Here is a 15,487-nt window from a genome sequence, read left to right on the forward strand (position 1 = left end):
TCAGCGAATCACGTAAGGCGAAATCGAACTCCGGTGCTCGCTGATGTCGAGGTCCTTGCCCAACGGAGGGAAGGCACGCTGCGGACAGTTGAGGCGTTCGCAGACGCGGCAGCCCGAGCCGATCGGCGTTCCCGGATTCGACTCGTCCAGATCCAGACCGTCGCTGTAGACGAGTCGGTGCGCGTGTCGAATCTCGCATCCCAATCCGATGGCGAAGATCTTTGCGGGCTGTCCGTATCGAGCCGCTCGACGTTCGACCGTGCGCGCAACCCAGAGGTATCGGCGGCCGTCGGGCATCTGTGCGATCTGGGGCATGATCTTGCCCGGATAGGAGAACGTCTCGTAGACGTTCCACAGCGGGCACGTGCCCCCGCTGGTGGAGAAGTGGAAGCCGGTGGCGGACTGACGCTTCGACATGTTTCCGGCACGGTCGACACGTACGAACATGAACGGAACCCCGCGAAGTTTGGGGCGTTGCAGGGTCGAGAGGCGGTGGCAGATCGTCTCGTAGCTCGCGGAATAGAAGGCGGACATGCGCTCGATGTCGTACCGGAAGTCCTCGGCGACGTCGTGGAACTGGCTGTAGGGGAGCACGGTGGCCGCCGCGAAGTAGTTGGCCAATCCAAGTCGCGCCAGGGAGACCGACGCTTCGCTGGTGAAGTTGCCCTCGGCCACCAACGAGTCGAGCAGGTCGCCGTGCTCGAGGTAGGCGAGTTCGGTCGCAAACTTGAAGACCTGTTGCCCGCCGGAGAGCCTCGCGGAGATTTCCAGGACTCTGGTGTCCGGGTCGTATCGATGAAGTATGTTCTCGCCCAGGTCGACTCGTCGAACGATCTGCACGCCGTGGACGGTCTCGAGGCGTCTGGCGATCTCGCCGGCGACGTCGCCGCGGTGAAAGCGCATCCGGGCAGTGAGTTCTTCGGCCGCGGTGTCGAGATCGTGAATGTAGTTCTGCCGCTGATAGAAGTAGTCGCGCACTTCCTCGTGCGGCATGGTGATCGAACCGCTGCCGCTGCCGTCCGAGAATCGGTCCTCCGTCGCTGCGGCGAGCTGCGCCGTCGTGTTGCGGAAGCGGCGATGCATGTTCACCATCGCCTTGGCGAGGCCGGGGTGGGTGGAGACCATCTCCGCGATTTCGTGGGCGTCGGCGTCGATGCCCATCTCCTGATCGAGAGCGACCTCGCGCATTTCTGCGATCAAACGTGTGTCGTCCTGCGGGGAGAAGAAGGTGGTGTCGACTCCGAACACTTCACTGATTCGCAGGAGGACCGGCACTGTGAGTGGCCGTACGTCGTGCTCGATCTGATTGAGATAGCTTGCCGAGATCTCCAGCGTCTTGGCCAGCGAAGCCTGGCTCAACCCGCGCTCGGTCCGCAGTTGGCGGAGCCGGACACCGACAAAGGTTTTCGACATTTCCCCAGGATACGAGTGACGGTCCGGCTTCGCAAAGGTGGGTTCGCAGACTTCGCACAGGGGCTCCGCCCCCGTGAGTGGTTAAGGAGTCCTGGCACTCCTTAACCACTCACGGGCCGGAGGCCTAAACCTTGTTCTCCGAACGCGGGGCGCCGATTCCGGGATCGATCTGGAACGGTCCGCTCGAAGACGGAGCGAGGGGGAAGTCGAAGATCGCAGTCGGGAGATACACCGTCGAACACGAGTTCGGGATATCCACGACGCCCGACAGACGGCCCTCGATCGGCGCCGCACCCAGCAGCAGGTACGCCTGCTCGGGCGCGTACCCGAACTTGGTCAGGTACTCGATCGCATGCAGGCACGCACGCTGGTACGACAGATGTGAATCCAGGTACTTCTGCTCGCCGTCGAGCGTGACGGAAGTGCCCGAGAACGCAAGCCACTCGGAATACTGCGGATCCGTGTTTCCCGGCATGAAGATGGCGTTCTCGGAAACGCCGTAGGTATCCATGCCGCCTTTGATGATGTCCACACGAAGATCGATGAAGCCGCCCATTTCGATGGCGCCGCAGAATGTGATCTCACCGTCGCCCTGGGAGAAGTGAAGATCGCCGACCGACAGATTCGCACCGTCCACGAATACCGGATAGAAGATTCGGCTGCCCTTGGTGAGGTTCTTGATGTCCTGGTTTCCGCCGTTCTCGCGCGGGGGAGCGGTGCGGGCCGCCTCGCCGGCCACGCGTGTGTACTCGTCGCCGGTCAAGGTACCCAGTACTGCATCACGGGGCTCGGGCGGAAGTGCAAGCGGGGGAACCCGATTGGGATCGGTGGCAATGAGGGCTCCCTCGCGGGCATTCCACTTGGCGAGCAACGCTGCCGACGGGGCCGTGCCCATGAGTCCTGGGTGGACGATGCCCGTGAACGAGACGTGCGGAATGTGGCGCGACGTCGCCGTTTGCCCGGAGAAGTCCCAGACGGCCTTGTACGCGTCGGGGAACTGTTCGGTGAGGAAGCCGCCGCCGTTGTTCCGTGGGAAGATGCCGGTGTAACCCCAGCCTTGACCGGCCAACGGACCCGAATCCTCTTGGGGGATAGGCCCGATGTCCAAGATATCGACGATCAAGAGGTCGCCGGGCTTTGCGCCTTCGACGGCAAAGGGGCCGGACAGCGTGTGGACAGTCGTCAGCGGTGCATTGAGAATGTCGTCAGCCGAGTCGTCGTTGTGGATGGCGCCGTCGAACCATTCGCGGCAATGGACACGAAACGAGTCGCCGGGTTTCACCGTCACCGCCGCGGGGATGTCCGGGTGCCACCGATTGTGGCCGACGATTTCCTGGTCGGTGAATTTCTTGGCGGAATCGAGTGGAAACAGCAGTTCAGGCATATGCACTCCTCATTCTCGACGAAACGGAAAACTCGTGGCGGCAGGACTTTCGTGTCGGATCGGGGCTCGCTAAGATTTCGCTCAGGGGCGAGGTAGCTTGCGGTGCAACGGATTGGACGTCGTCGGGGCAGATCGCTGGCCGCGGCCCGGTAGTGACCCACTGACCACGGCAGGCTCGTGCGCTGATCGGGCAGTGCTGTCCAGTAGACCCATCGCGGCCGACGACGCGTGACTCAACCGGGGAGACGAGACCACCCGCTTGGACTCGAGACTGCACTGGGGGCAAGTAATCGACTGGGGCACTTCGGCCATCGCGAACGACCGCTCGAGCGGGCCGCAGCCGGTACAGCGAAACTCGTACAGAGGCATGCGGTCACGCTATCGGAGCATCGCCGTACCCGCATGTCTTTGTCCGGTGCCGTGTTCTTCAATTCGATGAACGCCGATATCTGGATCGAGACCAAGTAGGCGCCGCAGCGCGGACGCGGTCGTGGTTGAAGCAAGTGGGAATCCAGATCGAACAGCCTGCACAAGTTCAGCGAGTGGGATACCGACTGTGGATACCGAGCCCAATATCGAGCCTTCGGGTTTCAGGTCCACCCGGAAATCACTGACGCGGTCTTCCGATGGATAGATCAGGATGGAGTGGGGGCGACCTTCGGTTCCGCGATAGGCCTGCGAGTAAATCAGTAATTGATAGACGTCGGCCGCGCTCGGAGATTTTCGGTCGTACAGTTTGTACTTGGCATCGATCGCACTGCGCATTCCGTTCCGGGTGACTACGTAGTCGGGCCGAATTGTGCCCCACGGTCGGTCGCCACTGTACAAAACCGATCGATTGACACGTTGAGCACGAATCTGCGTGATCTGATCGGTAATCATCTGACCAAGTAGCCATCCAACAAACTTCTCGAACAGTTGGTTCATGTCGATCATGAACGCCGTTGCGCGGTCACCAGCATCATCGAATGGCTTGTTGATCGAGATGCTGTCGAACAAGGCCAGAGCCCACACGTGAGCACTCCGATAGTGTTCATTTCCGCGGTGGTATGTCATCGAGTTCCTGATCGAAGGCGTATACGTAAAGGGGGTGGGTGCCATCGCGTTGAAGGTTTCGAACAGAATCGACGCACGCCGACGGAGATTCGCGTTTGAAGTCAGCTGTCCCACGATGCGGAGTGCGGTCGTTACAATCCGGTTTTCAGTGGTGTCGTAGTCGAATTCTTCGTAGCGGCACGCCAATCGATCGACGCGCAAGAAATGTCTCGAGACTTGTCGGTTCAGGTCGAGTCGTCCCCGCATCACGGCTAAGTCATCTCCCGCAGCGCGATAGTCCCGGACTACTCCCCGCTTCATCACATCGTGCGCAGCGGATACCAATAACTGACATATTAGTTCGACAGCGCTGTCACCGGTCGTCGTGTCGACATGTTGGTGAATTGTGGGCATATCGTCGATCCGGATATCTCCGGTTGCACCGATCATCGTGATGACGTTCAGGTCGGAACCGGCCAATTTTGGCCGGACACGGATGCTTGGGCCTCTGGGTAGTCGTGCAACTCCGACCCACGACGTCGCTGTGATCCGTAGGAGATCATCGGTGAGCCACTGCAGATCGATACGACCCGCCAAGTCGCGGGAGATGGCCTCTCTTATATGGGGAGGCGGAGCGGGTGCCGACACGATTTCCGTCTGAAATTCCCGGAGTTCGACGGCTGTCACCGATGGTCACCAAACTCGACGCGGTATGCCTTGATAAGTGCAGAGATCAAAATGACGTCGTCCTCAATCGAAATCAAACTTTGGTTCGCTGCATCAACGATCTCGGGGCCAAGGTACTCGGCGAGCTTGGAGTAGTCGTCGAATACGATCTCTTGCAGGAGGGGAATTATTTCCATTCTCATGATTTCTGCGAATTGTGCCGCGGTGGTGATTGGTTCACTGTCGAGCAAGAAGTACGACTGCCCTATTTGATGTTCGCGACCGACGCTGTTGACTATTCGTGTATTCATCTCCGACAGAAAGAAATCGAGTTCCAGTCCGTCGATGACCGCCCCTTCGAGAACGCTTACATCGGGCAGCAATTCGATGAACCCGAACCTCCGTCGCAGGGCGCTGTCCAGGTTACGAATACTGCGATCCGCGGTATTCATTGTTCCTATCAAGTGCAAGTTCTTCGGTATGCGAAGCAGATCGCCACTCGCCGGCAGTTTGACCGGGTTTCCGCGCTTGTCCGCCTCGATTACCGTCATGAGTTCTCCGAAGACGCGTGGTATGTTTGCGCGATTGATCTCATCGATCAGCAGGACGTACACGCCGTCCGGTTCCGCGACCGCGGTCGAAGCAATTCGTTTGACGATACCGTCGCGTAGTCCGAGTGCCAGACCTCCACTTGTTTCGACTGGGCGGTATCCCTCGATGAACTCTTCGTACGAGTAGGACGCGTGGAAAGTAACCTGAGTCAAATATGGCGCGATGTCGTCGGCGGGTTGGCCGAGGTATTCATCGATGACGCCGGAAAGTTCGAGGATACGGCGGAACTGCCCAGGTTCGAGTGCAAATAGGGTACCAGAGGCGCTGATTTGAACCGGTTCAGAATCTGCCAGGACGGAGTCCGACTTGATGGTCTTCCAATGCGGTCCGCGTGGGAGTCTTCGAATTGGCTTGAGCATCAGAGGATTTGGATCGTCGAGGTCGTCGTTGACTGAGACTACTCGAGCCAGTGCGACTATTCGCTGAGTCGGTGCGGCCTCATAGCAGACCACGACATCTCCGGTATCGATCTGACTGAAATGTTTTTTCTTCTCTCCGCGTGAAAAGTCGACCCAACCCTCGTCGAACATGCTCTTCCAAGAGTAGCGTTCGGGATTCGCTGTGACCCACCAAGCCTTGCTGGTGTCATAAGTGGCTTCCATCCAGTCATCTGTATCTGCGTCGGGCGACGCAAACTGCTGGTTGAGAATCCATTGGGAAAACCCTTTCGCCGCACGGGTTTTTCCCGTGCCGGGCGGCCCGTAGAAGATGATCTGTTTCTTGCGTTCGAGTACTGACATCCATGTTCGGTACAAGGCCTCCTGAGCAGGATCGATCGGGAGGACTTCGACCTCCTTGTCCGACAGATCGTGGGCGACCGGGTTCAGGATCCGCGACTGCAACTTGGGGGTGACCGACTTGATCGTGACTGTGCCCCATGATCGTTCAGGAGGATCAAGCCTTGTAGCGAGCGACTCATCCCAATCGACAGCAATCGTGTGTCGATAGTCCGGGCGGTTGGGTTGCCATTGGTAGGTTGAATCCAATACGGTTCCAATCGCCAGCACTTCGCTAACACCATTGTTGGCGACGATCTTGTCTCCCGCACGTATTTCGGTCAGTTGGTAAAGTTCTCTGGCCTTCAACGTCAGTTTCGATTTGTTGCCGTTGTAGCGATCGGAGTAGGTTTCGGCGAACGCGTGACGGAAATCCTCGACCGAGTCGAATAGCGATAGATCGCCGATCTCATCCCAGCCCACACAGATGTAACCACCTTCAAGGCATTCGGCCCACCTGTCAGCGTTGTGACCAGGAGCGATCTTCCAATACCGGGCGGCAATCCATCCCGGAGGTGTTGCCCATGCGTAGAGGAACTGTCCGAGATCTCTGGTATCTGCGGACTCCAACCCCTCGATCGTCCGAAGTTCGGCGAGAATTCTTCGATTCACGACCAGAGGGTCTGTGTCGCCTTCGATTCCGAGTTCGCGGGCGAAATAGCTGAGGTGGTTATGGCTGTAGACGGGCAGTACTTGGTCGGGAAAGTACAGGAAAAGTGTTTTCAGCCGAACTGTCTTCGCGCGATTCAGGGTTGGGATTTGTCCGATGTCATTCCATCGGCCGTGATCAGCCATGTCCAACATCTCAAGAAACGAAGCATGAAGCGCATCCCACGCACCTCCGATGTCATCGAAGTCGGCGGGAAAGTGCCACTCCGACGTCTTTCGTTTGAAGTAGATGACATGTTTCAGCGCGCTGCCGCCTTTGATGCTGCCCAGGACTGTTGTTCCCCACTCGAGAGCGTAAGAGTATCCATCGGTGCTTGATTCGGTCCCCAGTGCGTAGTCGTCGAGTGTCAATTCACGCCAACGACTTCGGGGGAACTGGCTCAAGAAATCCCGATGCTGCTGTTCTTGCTGCTGTGCCAAATCAGGTTCGCGCACGTGATATTTGCTCGCGACGGCTTCTTCGATTGAGGGCATGAAGTTGGACTCCTGTTCGAGGTGTATTTGTGGATTCAGAACCTTCTTGGTAGCGGGCAGTCAGCGCAAGTACACAACCGCGTTGTCACCGCCGGTGCAGGTGACGATGCCGGAGGCCGCCTTGCACGCCATCGTGTACTCCTTGCCGGTCACCGGACTACGTGCGGACACGGTCCTGGATGTACCCGCGGCACCGGAGTTTCCGTAGGCCATCCGAACTGCCTCGGCGAACTCGCACGAAGTTTTGCCACCACTGGTCGCGGACTCCTTGTAACTTCCGGCCGCCTGCCCACCGGGGCAGGCGGACGCACCTGCCGGGAAGTTCGCGGCGTGTGTGGTCGTCGGGGATGTCGTGCTGGGAGCGGTTGTCGTGGTGCCGGGTGTGTTCGTGGCGGCGGTGGTGTGGGCGGCGCCACCGGCGGCAGAGCTGGGAACGTCCTTCGGCCAGAGAACCCATGCAAGCCCGCCGAAGAGCACCAACACTGTGACGACGCCGATGACAGCTAGCGGAATCACCCAGCCGGGTCGCCGTGGCGGAGGGTTCCCACGCGGTGGGCCTGGTGGGAACCCTTGCGGTGGGGGATAGGACTGTGGGGCGGCTCGATATCCCAACTGCGGCGGTTGCGGACCGGATTGCGACCATGCCTGGTTGTTCGATGGCTGCTGGTAGTTGTTCGACACAGCTTTATCGCCCGGTCGGTGGTGTCGAGGGCGTCGAACGACAAGTCATGGTTCGACAGCATATGGCTGGCGAACGGGTTGTCTGTGGCTTTCCGAGGGGTAGTTCCCGGAATTGTCCGAGTGAGGGCTGGTGACGCGGAGTGATTGCGGTCACTTGCAGGTAGTGAAGTTGGCTCCGAAGTAGCGGACGGGCCTGTTCCGAGTGCCGCGTGAACTGCCGGAATTCGCAAGCGGCGGAGTTGTGTGCATTTCGTTCACAGCCTGCGGTTTCTTTGCTACTCGCGAGTACGGAACCTGTCCGATTGGGCAGTGTCGATGGTGTAGGAATCTTCACAGACTTAGCAAAGTGGGTTGAAAAGGTAGCGAAGATTGGCATTAGCAACAGGTAGACGGCACTTTTTCGATGTGCCATTCTCGGTAAGTACACAAGAAGGGCCTGGCAAGTATGTGAAGTAGTACGCACGTACTGCTCACAACAGGCCGGACCAGCAGATCAAAGAGATGGAGTCTTGATGTCGACCACCGGCACCCCGAAGACCGCAGCTGAGCTCCAGCAGGATTGGGACACCAACCCTCGCTGGAAGGGCGTTACTCGTAACTACACGGCCGATCAGGTCGTCAAGCTCCAGGGCACCGTCGTCGAGGAGCAGACCCTCGCTCGTCGCGGATCCGAGATCCTGTGGGATCTCGTGAACAACGAGGACTACATCAACTCCCTCGGTGCACTTACCGGCAACATGGCTGTGCAGCAGGTTCGCGCCGGCCTGAAGGCCATCTACCTCTCCGGTTGGCAGGTTGCCGGCGACGCTAACCTCTCGGGCCACACGTACCCGGACCAGAGCCTCTACCCGGCCAACTCGGTTCCGACCGTCGTTCGTCGCATCAACAACGCACTGCTGCGCGCCGACGAGATCGCCAAGACCGAGGGTGACACCTCCGTCAGCAACTGGCTCGCTCCGATCGTTGCCGACGCCGAAGCAGGCTTCGGTGGCGCTCTCAACGCTTACGAGCTCCAGAAGGCCATGATCGGCGCCGGCGCTGCCGGTGTCCACTGGGAGGATCAGCTCGCTTCGGAGAAGAAGTGCGGCCACCTCGGCGGCAAGGTGCTCATCCCCACGCAGCAGCACATCCGTACCCTGACCTCGGCTCGCCTGGCTTCCGACGTTGCGGACGTTCCGTCCGTCATCATCGCCCGCACCGACGCTGAGGCTGCAACCCTCATCACCTCCGACGTGGACGAGCGTGACCGCCCGTTCCTCGACGGAACCCGCACGGCTGAAGGCTTCTACGGCGTCAAGAACGGCATCGAGCCCTGCATCGCTCGCGCCAAGGCTTACGCACCGTACGCAGACCTCATCTGGATGGAGACCGGCGTGCCGGATCTCGAGGTTGCAAAGAAGTTCGCCGAGTCCGTTCGCAGCGAATTCCCGGACCAGCTCCTGGCCTACAACTGCTCCCCTTCCTTCAACTGGAAGGCGCACCTGGACGACGCGACCATCGCGAAGTTCCAGAAGGAGCTCGGCGCAATGGGCTTCAAGTTCCAGTTCATCACGCTGGCCGGCTTCCACTCGCTCAACTACGGCATGTTCGACCTGGCCTACGGCTACGCCCGCGAAGGCATGACGGCATTCGTCGACCTGCAGGAGCGCGAGTTCAAGGCTGCCGAAGAGCGTGGCTTCACCGCCATCAAGCACCAGCGTGAGGTTGGCGCTGGCTACTTCGACACCATCGCCACTACCGTTGACCCCAACACCTCGACGGCAGCTCTCAAGGGCTCCACCGAAGAGGGACAGTTCCACTAAGAACTGACTTCGGGTGGGGGAGAGGCTCGGCTTCGGGTCTCTCCCCTGCTTGTATCACCGCACTACTTCATTCGTCTTCAGGGCAGTTCCGATTGCGTCGGCCACCAGCGTCGACGCAGTTCGAAGTGCTTCTCTTGCAACACCTTCACCAGACAAACTCCACGAGACAAACAAGGAGCTGACGTGACCAGCGAAAAAATTCAGCGCGTCGGCGTTATCGGCGCCGGAATCATGGGTGCCGGAATCGCCGAGGTGTGCGCCCGCGCACATGTCGATGTTCTGGTCTTCGAGCAGACTCGCGAGCTTGCAGCAGCCGGGCGTTCACGCATCCTGCGTTCGCTCGACCGCGGCGTGAGCAGCGGAAAGATCACAGAACGTGAGCGTGAGCAGGCCGCATGGCGTCTGCGTTTCACCTCCGATCTGGGAGATTTCGCGGACCGCCAGCTCGTCGTGGAGGCCGTCGTCGAAGACGAGAAGATCAAGAGCGAAATCTTCGCCGAGCTCGACGCGGTCGTGACGGACCCGGATGCGGTTCTCGCGTCCAACACGTCGTCGATCCCGATCATGAAGCTCGGCATCTCGACCAAGCGTCCCGAGCGAGTCATCGGTATGCACTTCTTCAACCCGGTTCCGGTTCTGCCGCTCGTCGAATTGGTGACGACGCTCAAGACCAGTGCCTCCGTCTCGCAGCGCGCCGAGGCTTTCGCCAGCGACATCCTCGGCAAGCAGGTCGTCCGCAGTGCCGACCGCTCCGGCTTCGTCGTCAATGCACTCCTGGTGCCGTACCTGCTCTCGGCGATCCGCATGGTCGAGTCGGGATTCGCGACCAAGGAAGACATCGACAAGGCAACCGTTCTCGGCCTCGCGCACCCCATGGGCCCGCTGGCTCTGACCGACCTGGTCGGACTCGACACCGTCAAGTCCATCGCCGACTCAATGTACGAAGAGTTCAAGGAGCCGCTGTACTCCGCTCCGCCGCTGCTCCTGCGTATGGTCGAAGCCGGATTGACCGGCAAGAAGTCCGGCGCGGGCTTCTACGAATACGCCGACAACGGTCGCTCCACCAAGCAGGCAAGCTAAGGCCCACAGCCCCCTGTGCGCGTTTGTGGAGTGTAGAGACTCCATAAGCGCGCACAGGGCGCTCGCGCCCCTCGGTTAGAAAGGTCGACCGCATGTCCAGCAGCACTGCAGCATTCGGCTCCAGCGTCCTGGGGTATCCGCGCATCGGGCCGCGCCGTGAGCTCAAGCGCGCCCTCGAGTCCTACTGGCACGGCACTTCGGACAAGGACGCACTTCTCGCGGTCGCCAAGGAACTCCAGGAATCGACCTGGAGTGAATTGGCTGCGACGGGATTGAGCCAGGTTCCGGGCAACACTTTCTCCTTCTACGATCACGTGCTCGACAACGCGCTGCTCTTCGGCGCCGTGCCGGAGCGGTTCAAGCCGCTCGAGGGCGCCCTCGAGCCGCTCGATTTCTACTTCACGATGGCACGCGGTCGTCCGGACTTCCCGCCTCTCGAGCTGGTGCGCTTCTTCGGCACGAACTACTACTACCGTCAGCCCGAGATCGACGCGAACACCGTGTTCTCGCTCAACTCGGAGGCACTTCTCGACGAGTTCGATCGCGCGAAGGCGCGCGGCATCGAATTGCGCCCCGTCATCATGGGACCGGTTTCGCTGCTCCTGCTCTCGAAGGTCGGGCCGGCCACCGAGAAGTCCGATCCGAACTTCACCCCACTCGACCTGTTGGACTCGCTTCTGCCCGAGTACGAGAAGCTCTTCGAGCAGCTCGCCAAGGCCGGTGCCACCTGTGTTCAGTTGGACGAGCCTTCGGTGACCGAGGACCGCACCGCCGAGGAGCTCGCCGCTCTGGGGCGTGCATACGAGAAGCTGTCGACGGCCCCACTGCGCCCGCGTCTGTTGGTGACCGGTCCGTACGGCAAGTTCGGCGAAGCCCTCAATATCTTGGCGCCCACCAAGATCGAGGCCTTCGGTCTGGACTTGGTGCACGGCAAGATCACGGCCGAGGAACTGGCCGCGGTGCCGAACATCAAGCGCAAGCGCATCTACGCGGGCGTCGTCGACGGTCGCAACGTCTGGCGCGTGGACCGGTTCAACACCTTGACGTACCTGAACGAACTCAAGGACGTTGTACCCGACCTCGTCGTCTCCACGTCGTCGTCGCTGCTACATGTGCCGTACGACGTGCTCTCCGAGTACGACATTCCGGGAGACGTTGCAGACCGTCTGGCTTTTGCGAAGCAGAAGGTCGGCGAGGTCGTCTCACTGGCGAAGGCGCTCACCGAAGGTCCTTCGGACAAGTGGCGTAAGCGTCCGACGAAGGTGCACTTCAAGCTCAAGCACGCTGTCCGTGCTCGGGTCAATGCGATCAAGCCCGAAGATCGTGTGCGCGCACCGTACGAGGAGCGTCGTAAAGCTCAGCAGGAACGGTTGAACCTGCCTTTGGTTCCGGCCCAGACACTGGGTTCGTTCCCGCAGACCGACGCGATTCGCCAGGCTCGTTACGAGCTCGGCCAGGGCCGTTTGGAGTGGGACGACTACTACAAGCGCATCCAGGAAGAGATCGAGCGCACAATCCGTCTGCAAGAGGACATCGGTCTCGATGTTTTCGTGCACGGCGAGCACGAGCGCAACGACATGGTCCAGTACTTCGCCGAACTGCTCGAGGGCTATGCCTTCACGCACAACGGTTGGGTTCAGGCCTACGGATCTCGTTGCACGCGTCCGCCGATTCTCTACGGCGACATCGCACGTCCGAAGCCGATGACGGTCGAGTGGATCGCGTACGCGCAGTCGCTGACCGACAAGCCGGTCAAGGGCATGCTGACGGGTCCGGTCACCATGATTGCTCGTTCGTTCGTTCGTCAGGATCAGCCGCTCTACGAAACGGCAGAGCAACTGGCACTTGTCATTCGAGACGAAATCGCGGATCTCGAAGCCGCCGGAATCGCCATCATCCAGGTGGACGAGCCGGCAATTCGTGAACTGCTGCCACTGCGTGAGGACGGCCGGGAGGCCTACCTGGAGTGGGCCGTCGACGCGTTCCGTCTGGCAACAGGTGGAGCGAAGCCGGAAACACAGATCCACACACATCTGACGTACTCCGCTCGGTCGTCGGTGGTCGACGCCATCGAACGGTTGGACGCCGATGTGACGGCTATCGTCGCGACCCGCTCCATCACGTGGGTTCTCGAAGCACTCAAGGAAGGCGCGCTCACACACGGCGTCGGCCCCGGTGTCTACGAATCTCGTTCGGCTCGGATCCCCGACATCGACGAACTCGACGAATTGCTCACCGAGGCAAGCGAATCGATCTCACTCGATCGTTTGTGGGCCAACCCGGACGGCGGCCTCAAAACCCGCCATCCCTGGCAGCTCGAGCCTTCGCTGCGCAACATGGTCGCGGCCGCGAGGCGCCTGCGTCGTCGGGCCGAGCAAGCCGAGCGCGACGCCGGGTAAGTCGCGTAAAGAACAAGTCATGGAGGGGCCTGCGATTTGCAGGTCCCTCCATGCACGGGTAGGCATGTGTGCATGGTTACTGCTGCTGCTTATGCCGCGACGTCCGCTGACGGTCCCCTCGAGAAGACCACCGTCGAACGCCGCGAGCTCGGTCCACTGGACATTCTCATCGACATCAAATTTGCCGGCATCTGCCATTCCGACATCCACACCGCTCGCAACGAGTGGGGCGGAGCCAAGTACCCGATCGTTCCCGGACACGAAATCGCCGGCGTCGTCGCCGCCGTGGGTTCGGACGTCACCAAGCACAAGGTCGGCGACCGCGTCGGCGTCGGCTGCTTCGTCGACTCGTGTGGGGAGTGCGACGCCTGCCTGGCCGGCGAAGAGCAGTACTGCCGCAAGGGTGTGACCGGTACGTACAACGCCACCGGACGCGACGGCGAACGCACTCAGGGTGGCTACTCGACGCACATCGTCGTCACCGAGCACTTCGTTCTCTCGATCCCCGAAGGCATCGAGCTCGACGTCGCCGCGCCGCTGCTGTGCGCAGGCATCACCTTGTACTCACCGTTGCGGCACTGGAACGCCGGACCCGGCAAGAAGGTCGCCATCATCGGTTTCGGCGGCCTCGGTCACGTCGGCGTGAAGATCGCCAAGGCACTCGGCGCGGAAGTCACCGTCCTGAGCCAGACACTCGGCAAGAAGGAAGACGGGCTTCGTCTCGGTGCCGACCACTACTACGCGACCAACGACCGCGAGACGTTCAAGGCACTTCGAGGAGAGTTCGACCTGATCCTCAACACGGTCTCGGTCAATCTCGACATCGACGCCTACATGTCCTTGCTCGCCATCAACGGCACGCTCGTCGAACTGGGCCTGCCGGAGAAGCCGATCGAAGTTCGCGCATTCTCCCTCGCCGCAAACCGTCGTAGCCTCGCCGGCTCCATGGTGGGCGGTATTCCGCAGACACAGGAGATGCTCGACTTCTGCGCCGAGCACGGTATCGGTGCAGAAATCGAACTGATCCCGGCGAGCGACATCAACGACGCTTACGAGCGCGTGATCAAGAGCGACGTTCGCTACCGATTCGTGATCGACACCGCAACAATCTGACCCGCTCGGTCCTGCTCAGTCGAATTGTTCGCGGAGCTCAGTCGAGTTGCTCGCGAAGATTACTCAGTGTCTTCGCGAGCAACCTCGACACGTGCATCTGGGACACACCGACTTTCTCGGCAATCTGTGTTTGCGTCAGATTTCCGAAGAATCTGAGCATCAACACCGTCCGCTCTCGTTCGGGGAGCTTGTCGAGAAGCGGACGCAAAGCTTCGTGATTCTCGACGTTCTCGAGAGCTGCGTCGTAGTCACCGAGTGTTTCCACCAGCGGCAGATCGTCGGTGTGATTGGACGCGGCGCCGTCGACCGAGACGGTCTGGTACGCGTTGCCGGCGATCAGCGCCTGGGCAACTTCTTCGCGTTCGATCCCCAAGGTCTCGGCCAATTCGTCGACGGTCGGCGCGTGACCGAGTTGTTGTGACAGCTCGCTGATGGCTTGCCCGAGTTGGAAGTGCAATTCCTTCATCCGACGCGGAACCCGCAATGCCCAACCGGTGTCGCGGAAGTGTCGTCGAACCTCGCCCATCACGGTGGGCACCGCGAACGAGACGAAATCGGATCCGCGGGTGGAATCGAAACGGTCGACGGCATTGACCAGACCGAGCCGCGCCACTTGAACCAGATCGTCGTGCGCCTCGCCGCGCCCGTCGAATCGTCTGGCGATGTGTTCGGCCAACGGTAGGCACCTGGTGATGAGTGCGGTGCGCACTCGTTCGTACTCGGGGCTGTGTGGCTCGAGGGTCCGCATTTCCTCGAAAACTGGTATGACGTCCCGATATTCGTCGGTGGACCGCCGACGCGGGCGTGACGGGCCGTCTGCGGAAGCGGTCACAGGCGCCCGCTGAGGGCCTTGGTGAACTTCATGGTCGTGATGTAGCCGACGCCGCCGAGGTTCTCTTCCTGATCGAGCGAAATCGAATCGGTGAGTTCGGTGAGGATGTGCCACCCGAACGAACGCTGACTGCTGTCCTCGTACTCCGTGGTGGTCGTCGACACGGACACGTGCAATTGCGGGGGAGTGAAGACGAACCGACACACCAGAACCGAATCAGGCGCAGCACGAACGATCAGATGCGTACAGATTTCGTCCATGGCCAGTTTGATGTCGGCGATGGCGTCGAGGTCGAAGTTTTCCTGAATGGCAACGGTGGCGGCCAGTGCACGCAAAATCGACAGCTGATCGAGAGTCGCTTGAATCCTCAACTCCACGACGGGCTGAGTCTGATCTTGATCGGGCTCGAGTGCGCTGAGGTGTGCCATAAGTTCTCCGGATCGTCGTACCAGGGGTCCCCGTGAAGTCTGGTGCCGAGAACGATACCCATCCCGACCTTCACAGTGACCCCCGAACACGAAATTTCGTCGATGGTGGTGCCGGGGTAAACG

General features: G+C 60.5%; 12 protein-coding genes. 4 read left to right on the top strand and 8 right to left on the bottom strand.

Translation table 11 applies throughout. From position 1 onward, the window contains the following. From ramB to G8767_RS15930, 6 genes are all read right to left on the bottom strand, one after another. The gene (gene ramB / locus G8767_RS15905; protein WP_019744436.1) at window positions 1-1,413 is read right to left on the bottom strand and encodes an acetate metabolism transcriptional regulator RamB; all 1,413 of its coding nucleotides are present in this window, start codon (window positions 1,411-1,413) and stop codon (window positions 1-3) included. A gap of 124 nt (window positions 1,414-1,537) precedes the next feature. After that, the gene (fmdA, locus tag G8767_RS15910; RefSeq protein ID WP_070384579.1) at window positions 1,538-2,797 is read right to left on the bottom strand and encodes a formamidase; all 1,260 of its coding nucleotides are present in this window, start codon (window positions 2,795-2,797) and stop codon (window positions 1,538-1,540) included. Between the two features lie 81 nt (window positions 2,798-2,878). Further along, complete coding sequence (locus tag G8767_RS15915; RefSeq protein ID WP_124567903.1) at window positions 2,879-3,166, bottom strand: FmdB family zinc ribbon protein; 288 nt, start codon at window positions 3,164-3,166, stop codon at window positions 2,879-2,881. 9 nt (window positions 3,167-3,175) lie between these two features. Next, a complete protein-coding gene (locus tag G8767_RS15920) occupies window positions 3,176-4,519 on the bottom strand; it encodes a hypothetical protein (RefSeq protein ID WP_166810663.1) in 1,344 nt (447 codons plus the stop codon). Continuing rightward, window positions 4,516-7,029 (bottom strand): AAA family ATPase, encoded by a 2,514-nt coding sequence (locus tag G8767_RS15925; RefSeq protein ID WP_166810664.1) that lies wholly within the window; start codon window positions 7,027-7,029, stop codon window positions 4,516-4,518. The genes G8767_RS15920 and G8767_RS15925 overlap by 4 nt, the downstream gene beginning before the upstream one ends. A 60-nt stretch (window positions 7,030-7,089) precedes the next feature. Next, complete coding sequence (locus tag G8767_RS15930; protein WP_235171624.1) at window positions 7,090-7,545, bottom strand: hypothetical protein; 456 nt, start codon at window positions 7,543-7,545, stop codon at window positions 7,090-7,092. A gap of 677 nt (window positions 7,546-8,222) precedes the next feature. Here G8767_RS15930 and aceA point away from each other — a divergent pair. The 4 genes from aceA to G8767_RS15950 all read left to right on the top strand — a co-directional run bounded on the left by aceA (window position 8,223) and on the right by G8767_RS15950 (window position 14,104). Then, window positions 8,223-9,512: an isocitrate lyase gene (aceA, locus tag G8767_RS15935; protein ID WP_003941533.1), complete on the top strand. Its 1,290-nt coding sequence runs from the start codon at window positions 8,223-8,225 to the stop codon at window positions 9,510-9,512. Between the two features lie 183 nt (window positions 9,513-9,695). After that, window positions 9,696-10,592, top strand: a complete 897-nt coding sequence (locus G8767_RS15940) for a 3-hydroxybutyryl-CoA dehydrogenase (protein ID WP_003941541.1) — start codon at window positions 9,696-9,698, stop codon at window positions 10,590-10,592. 92 nt (window positions 10,593-10,684) lie between these two features. Next, complete coding sequence (gene metE, locus G8767_RS15945; RefSeq protein ID WP_166810665.1) at window positions 10,685-12,991, top strand: 5-methyltetrahydropteroyltriglutamate--homocysteine S-methyltransferase; 2,307 nt, start codon at window positions 10,685-10,687, stop codon at window positions 12,989-12,991. Window positions 12,992-13,063: 72 nt separating this feature from the next. Next, window positions 13,064-14,104, top strand: coding sequence for an NAD(P)-dependent alcohol dehydrogenase (locus tag G8767_RS15950; RefSeq protein ID WP_019744429.1), 1,041 nt, complete (start codon window positions 13,064-13,066; stop codon window positions 14,102-14,104). 37 nt (window positions 14,105-14,141) lie between these two features. Here G8767_RS15950 and G8767_RS15955 read toward each other — a convergent pair whose 3' ends face one another. Both G8767_RS15955 and G8767_RS15960 read right to left on the bottom strand, forming a co-directional pair. Continuing rightward, the gene (locus tag G8767_RS15955; protein ID WP_020906739.1) at window positions 14,142-14,936 is read right to left on the bottom strand and encodes an RNA polymerase sigma factor SigF; all 795 of its coding nucleotides are present in this window, start codon (window positions 14,934-14,936) and stop codon (window positions 14,142-14,144) included. Beyond that, window positions 14,933-15,364 carry an ATP-binding protein gene (locus G8767_RS15960; RefSeq protein WP_003941553.1) on the bottom strand — a complete coding sequence of 144 codons (432 nt, stop codon included), beginning with the start codon at window positions 15,362-15,364 and terminating at the stop codon, window positions 14,933-14,935. Before G8767_RS15960 ends, G8767_RS15955 begins: the two co-directional genes overlap by 4 nt. Between the last annotated feature and the right edge of the window lie 123 nt (window positions 15,365-15,487).

Origin of the sequence: Rhodococcus sp. IC4_135 (assembly GCF_011602025.1) — a bacterium.
GTDB lineage: Bacteria > Actinomycetota > Actinomycetes > Mycobacteriales > Mycobacteriaceae > Rhodococcus_F > Rhodococcus_F baikonurensis.

What these genes read in the sequence shown, in the direction of transcription:
- G8767_RS15960 (WP_003941553.1), bottom strand. Translation starts at nt 15,364, where the DNA reads ATGGCACACCTCAGCGCACTCGAGCCCGATCAAGATCAGACTCAGCCC.
- G8767_RS15925 (WP_166810664.1), bottom strand. Translation starts at nt 7,029, where the DNA reads ATGCCCTCAATCGAAGAAGCCGTCGCGAGCAAATATCACGTGCGCGAA.
- G8767_RS15915 (WP_124567903.1), bottom strand. Translation starts at nt 3,166, where the DNA reads ATGCCTCTGTACGAGTTTCGCTGTACCGGCTGCGGCCCGCTCGAGCGG.
- fmdA (WP_070384579.1), bottom strand. Translation starts at nt 2,797, where the DNA reads ATGCCTGAACTGCTGTTTCCACTCGATTCCGCCAAGAAATTCACCGAC.
- ramB (WP_019744436.1), bottom strand. Translation starts at nt 1,413, where the DNA reads ATGTCGAAAACCTTTGTCGGTGTCCGGCTCCGCCAACTGCGGACCGAG.
- metE (WP_166810665.1), top strand. Translation starts at nt 10,685, where the DNA reads ATGTCCAGCAGCACTGCAGCATTCGGCTCCAGCGTCCTGGGGTATCCG.
- G8767_RS15950 (WP_019744429.1), top strand. Translation starts at nt 13,064, where the DNA reads ATGGTTACTGCTGCTGCTTATGCCGCGACGTCCGCTGACGGTCCCCTC.
- aceA (WP_003941533.1), top strand. Translation starts at nt 8,223, where the DNA reads ATGTCGACCACCGGCACCCCGAAGACCGCAGCTGAGCTCCAGCAGGAT.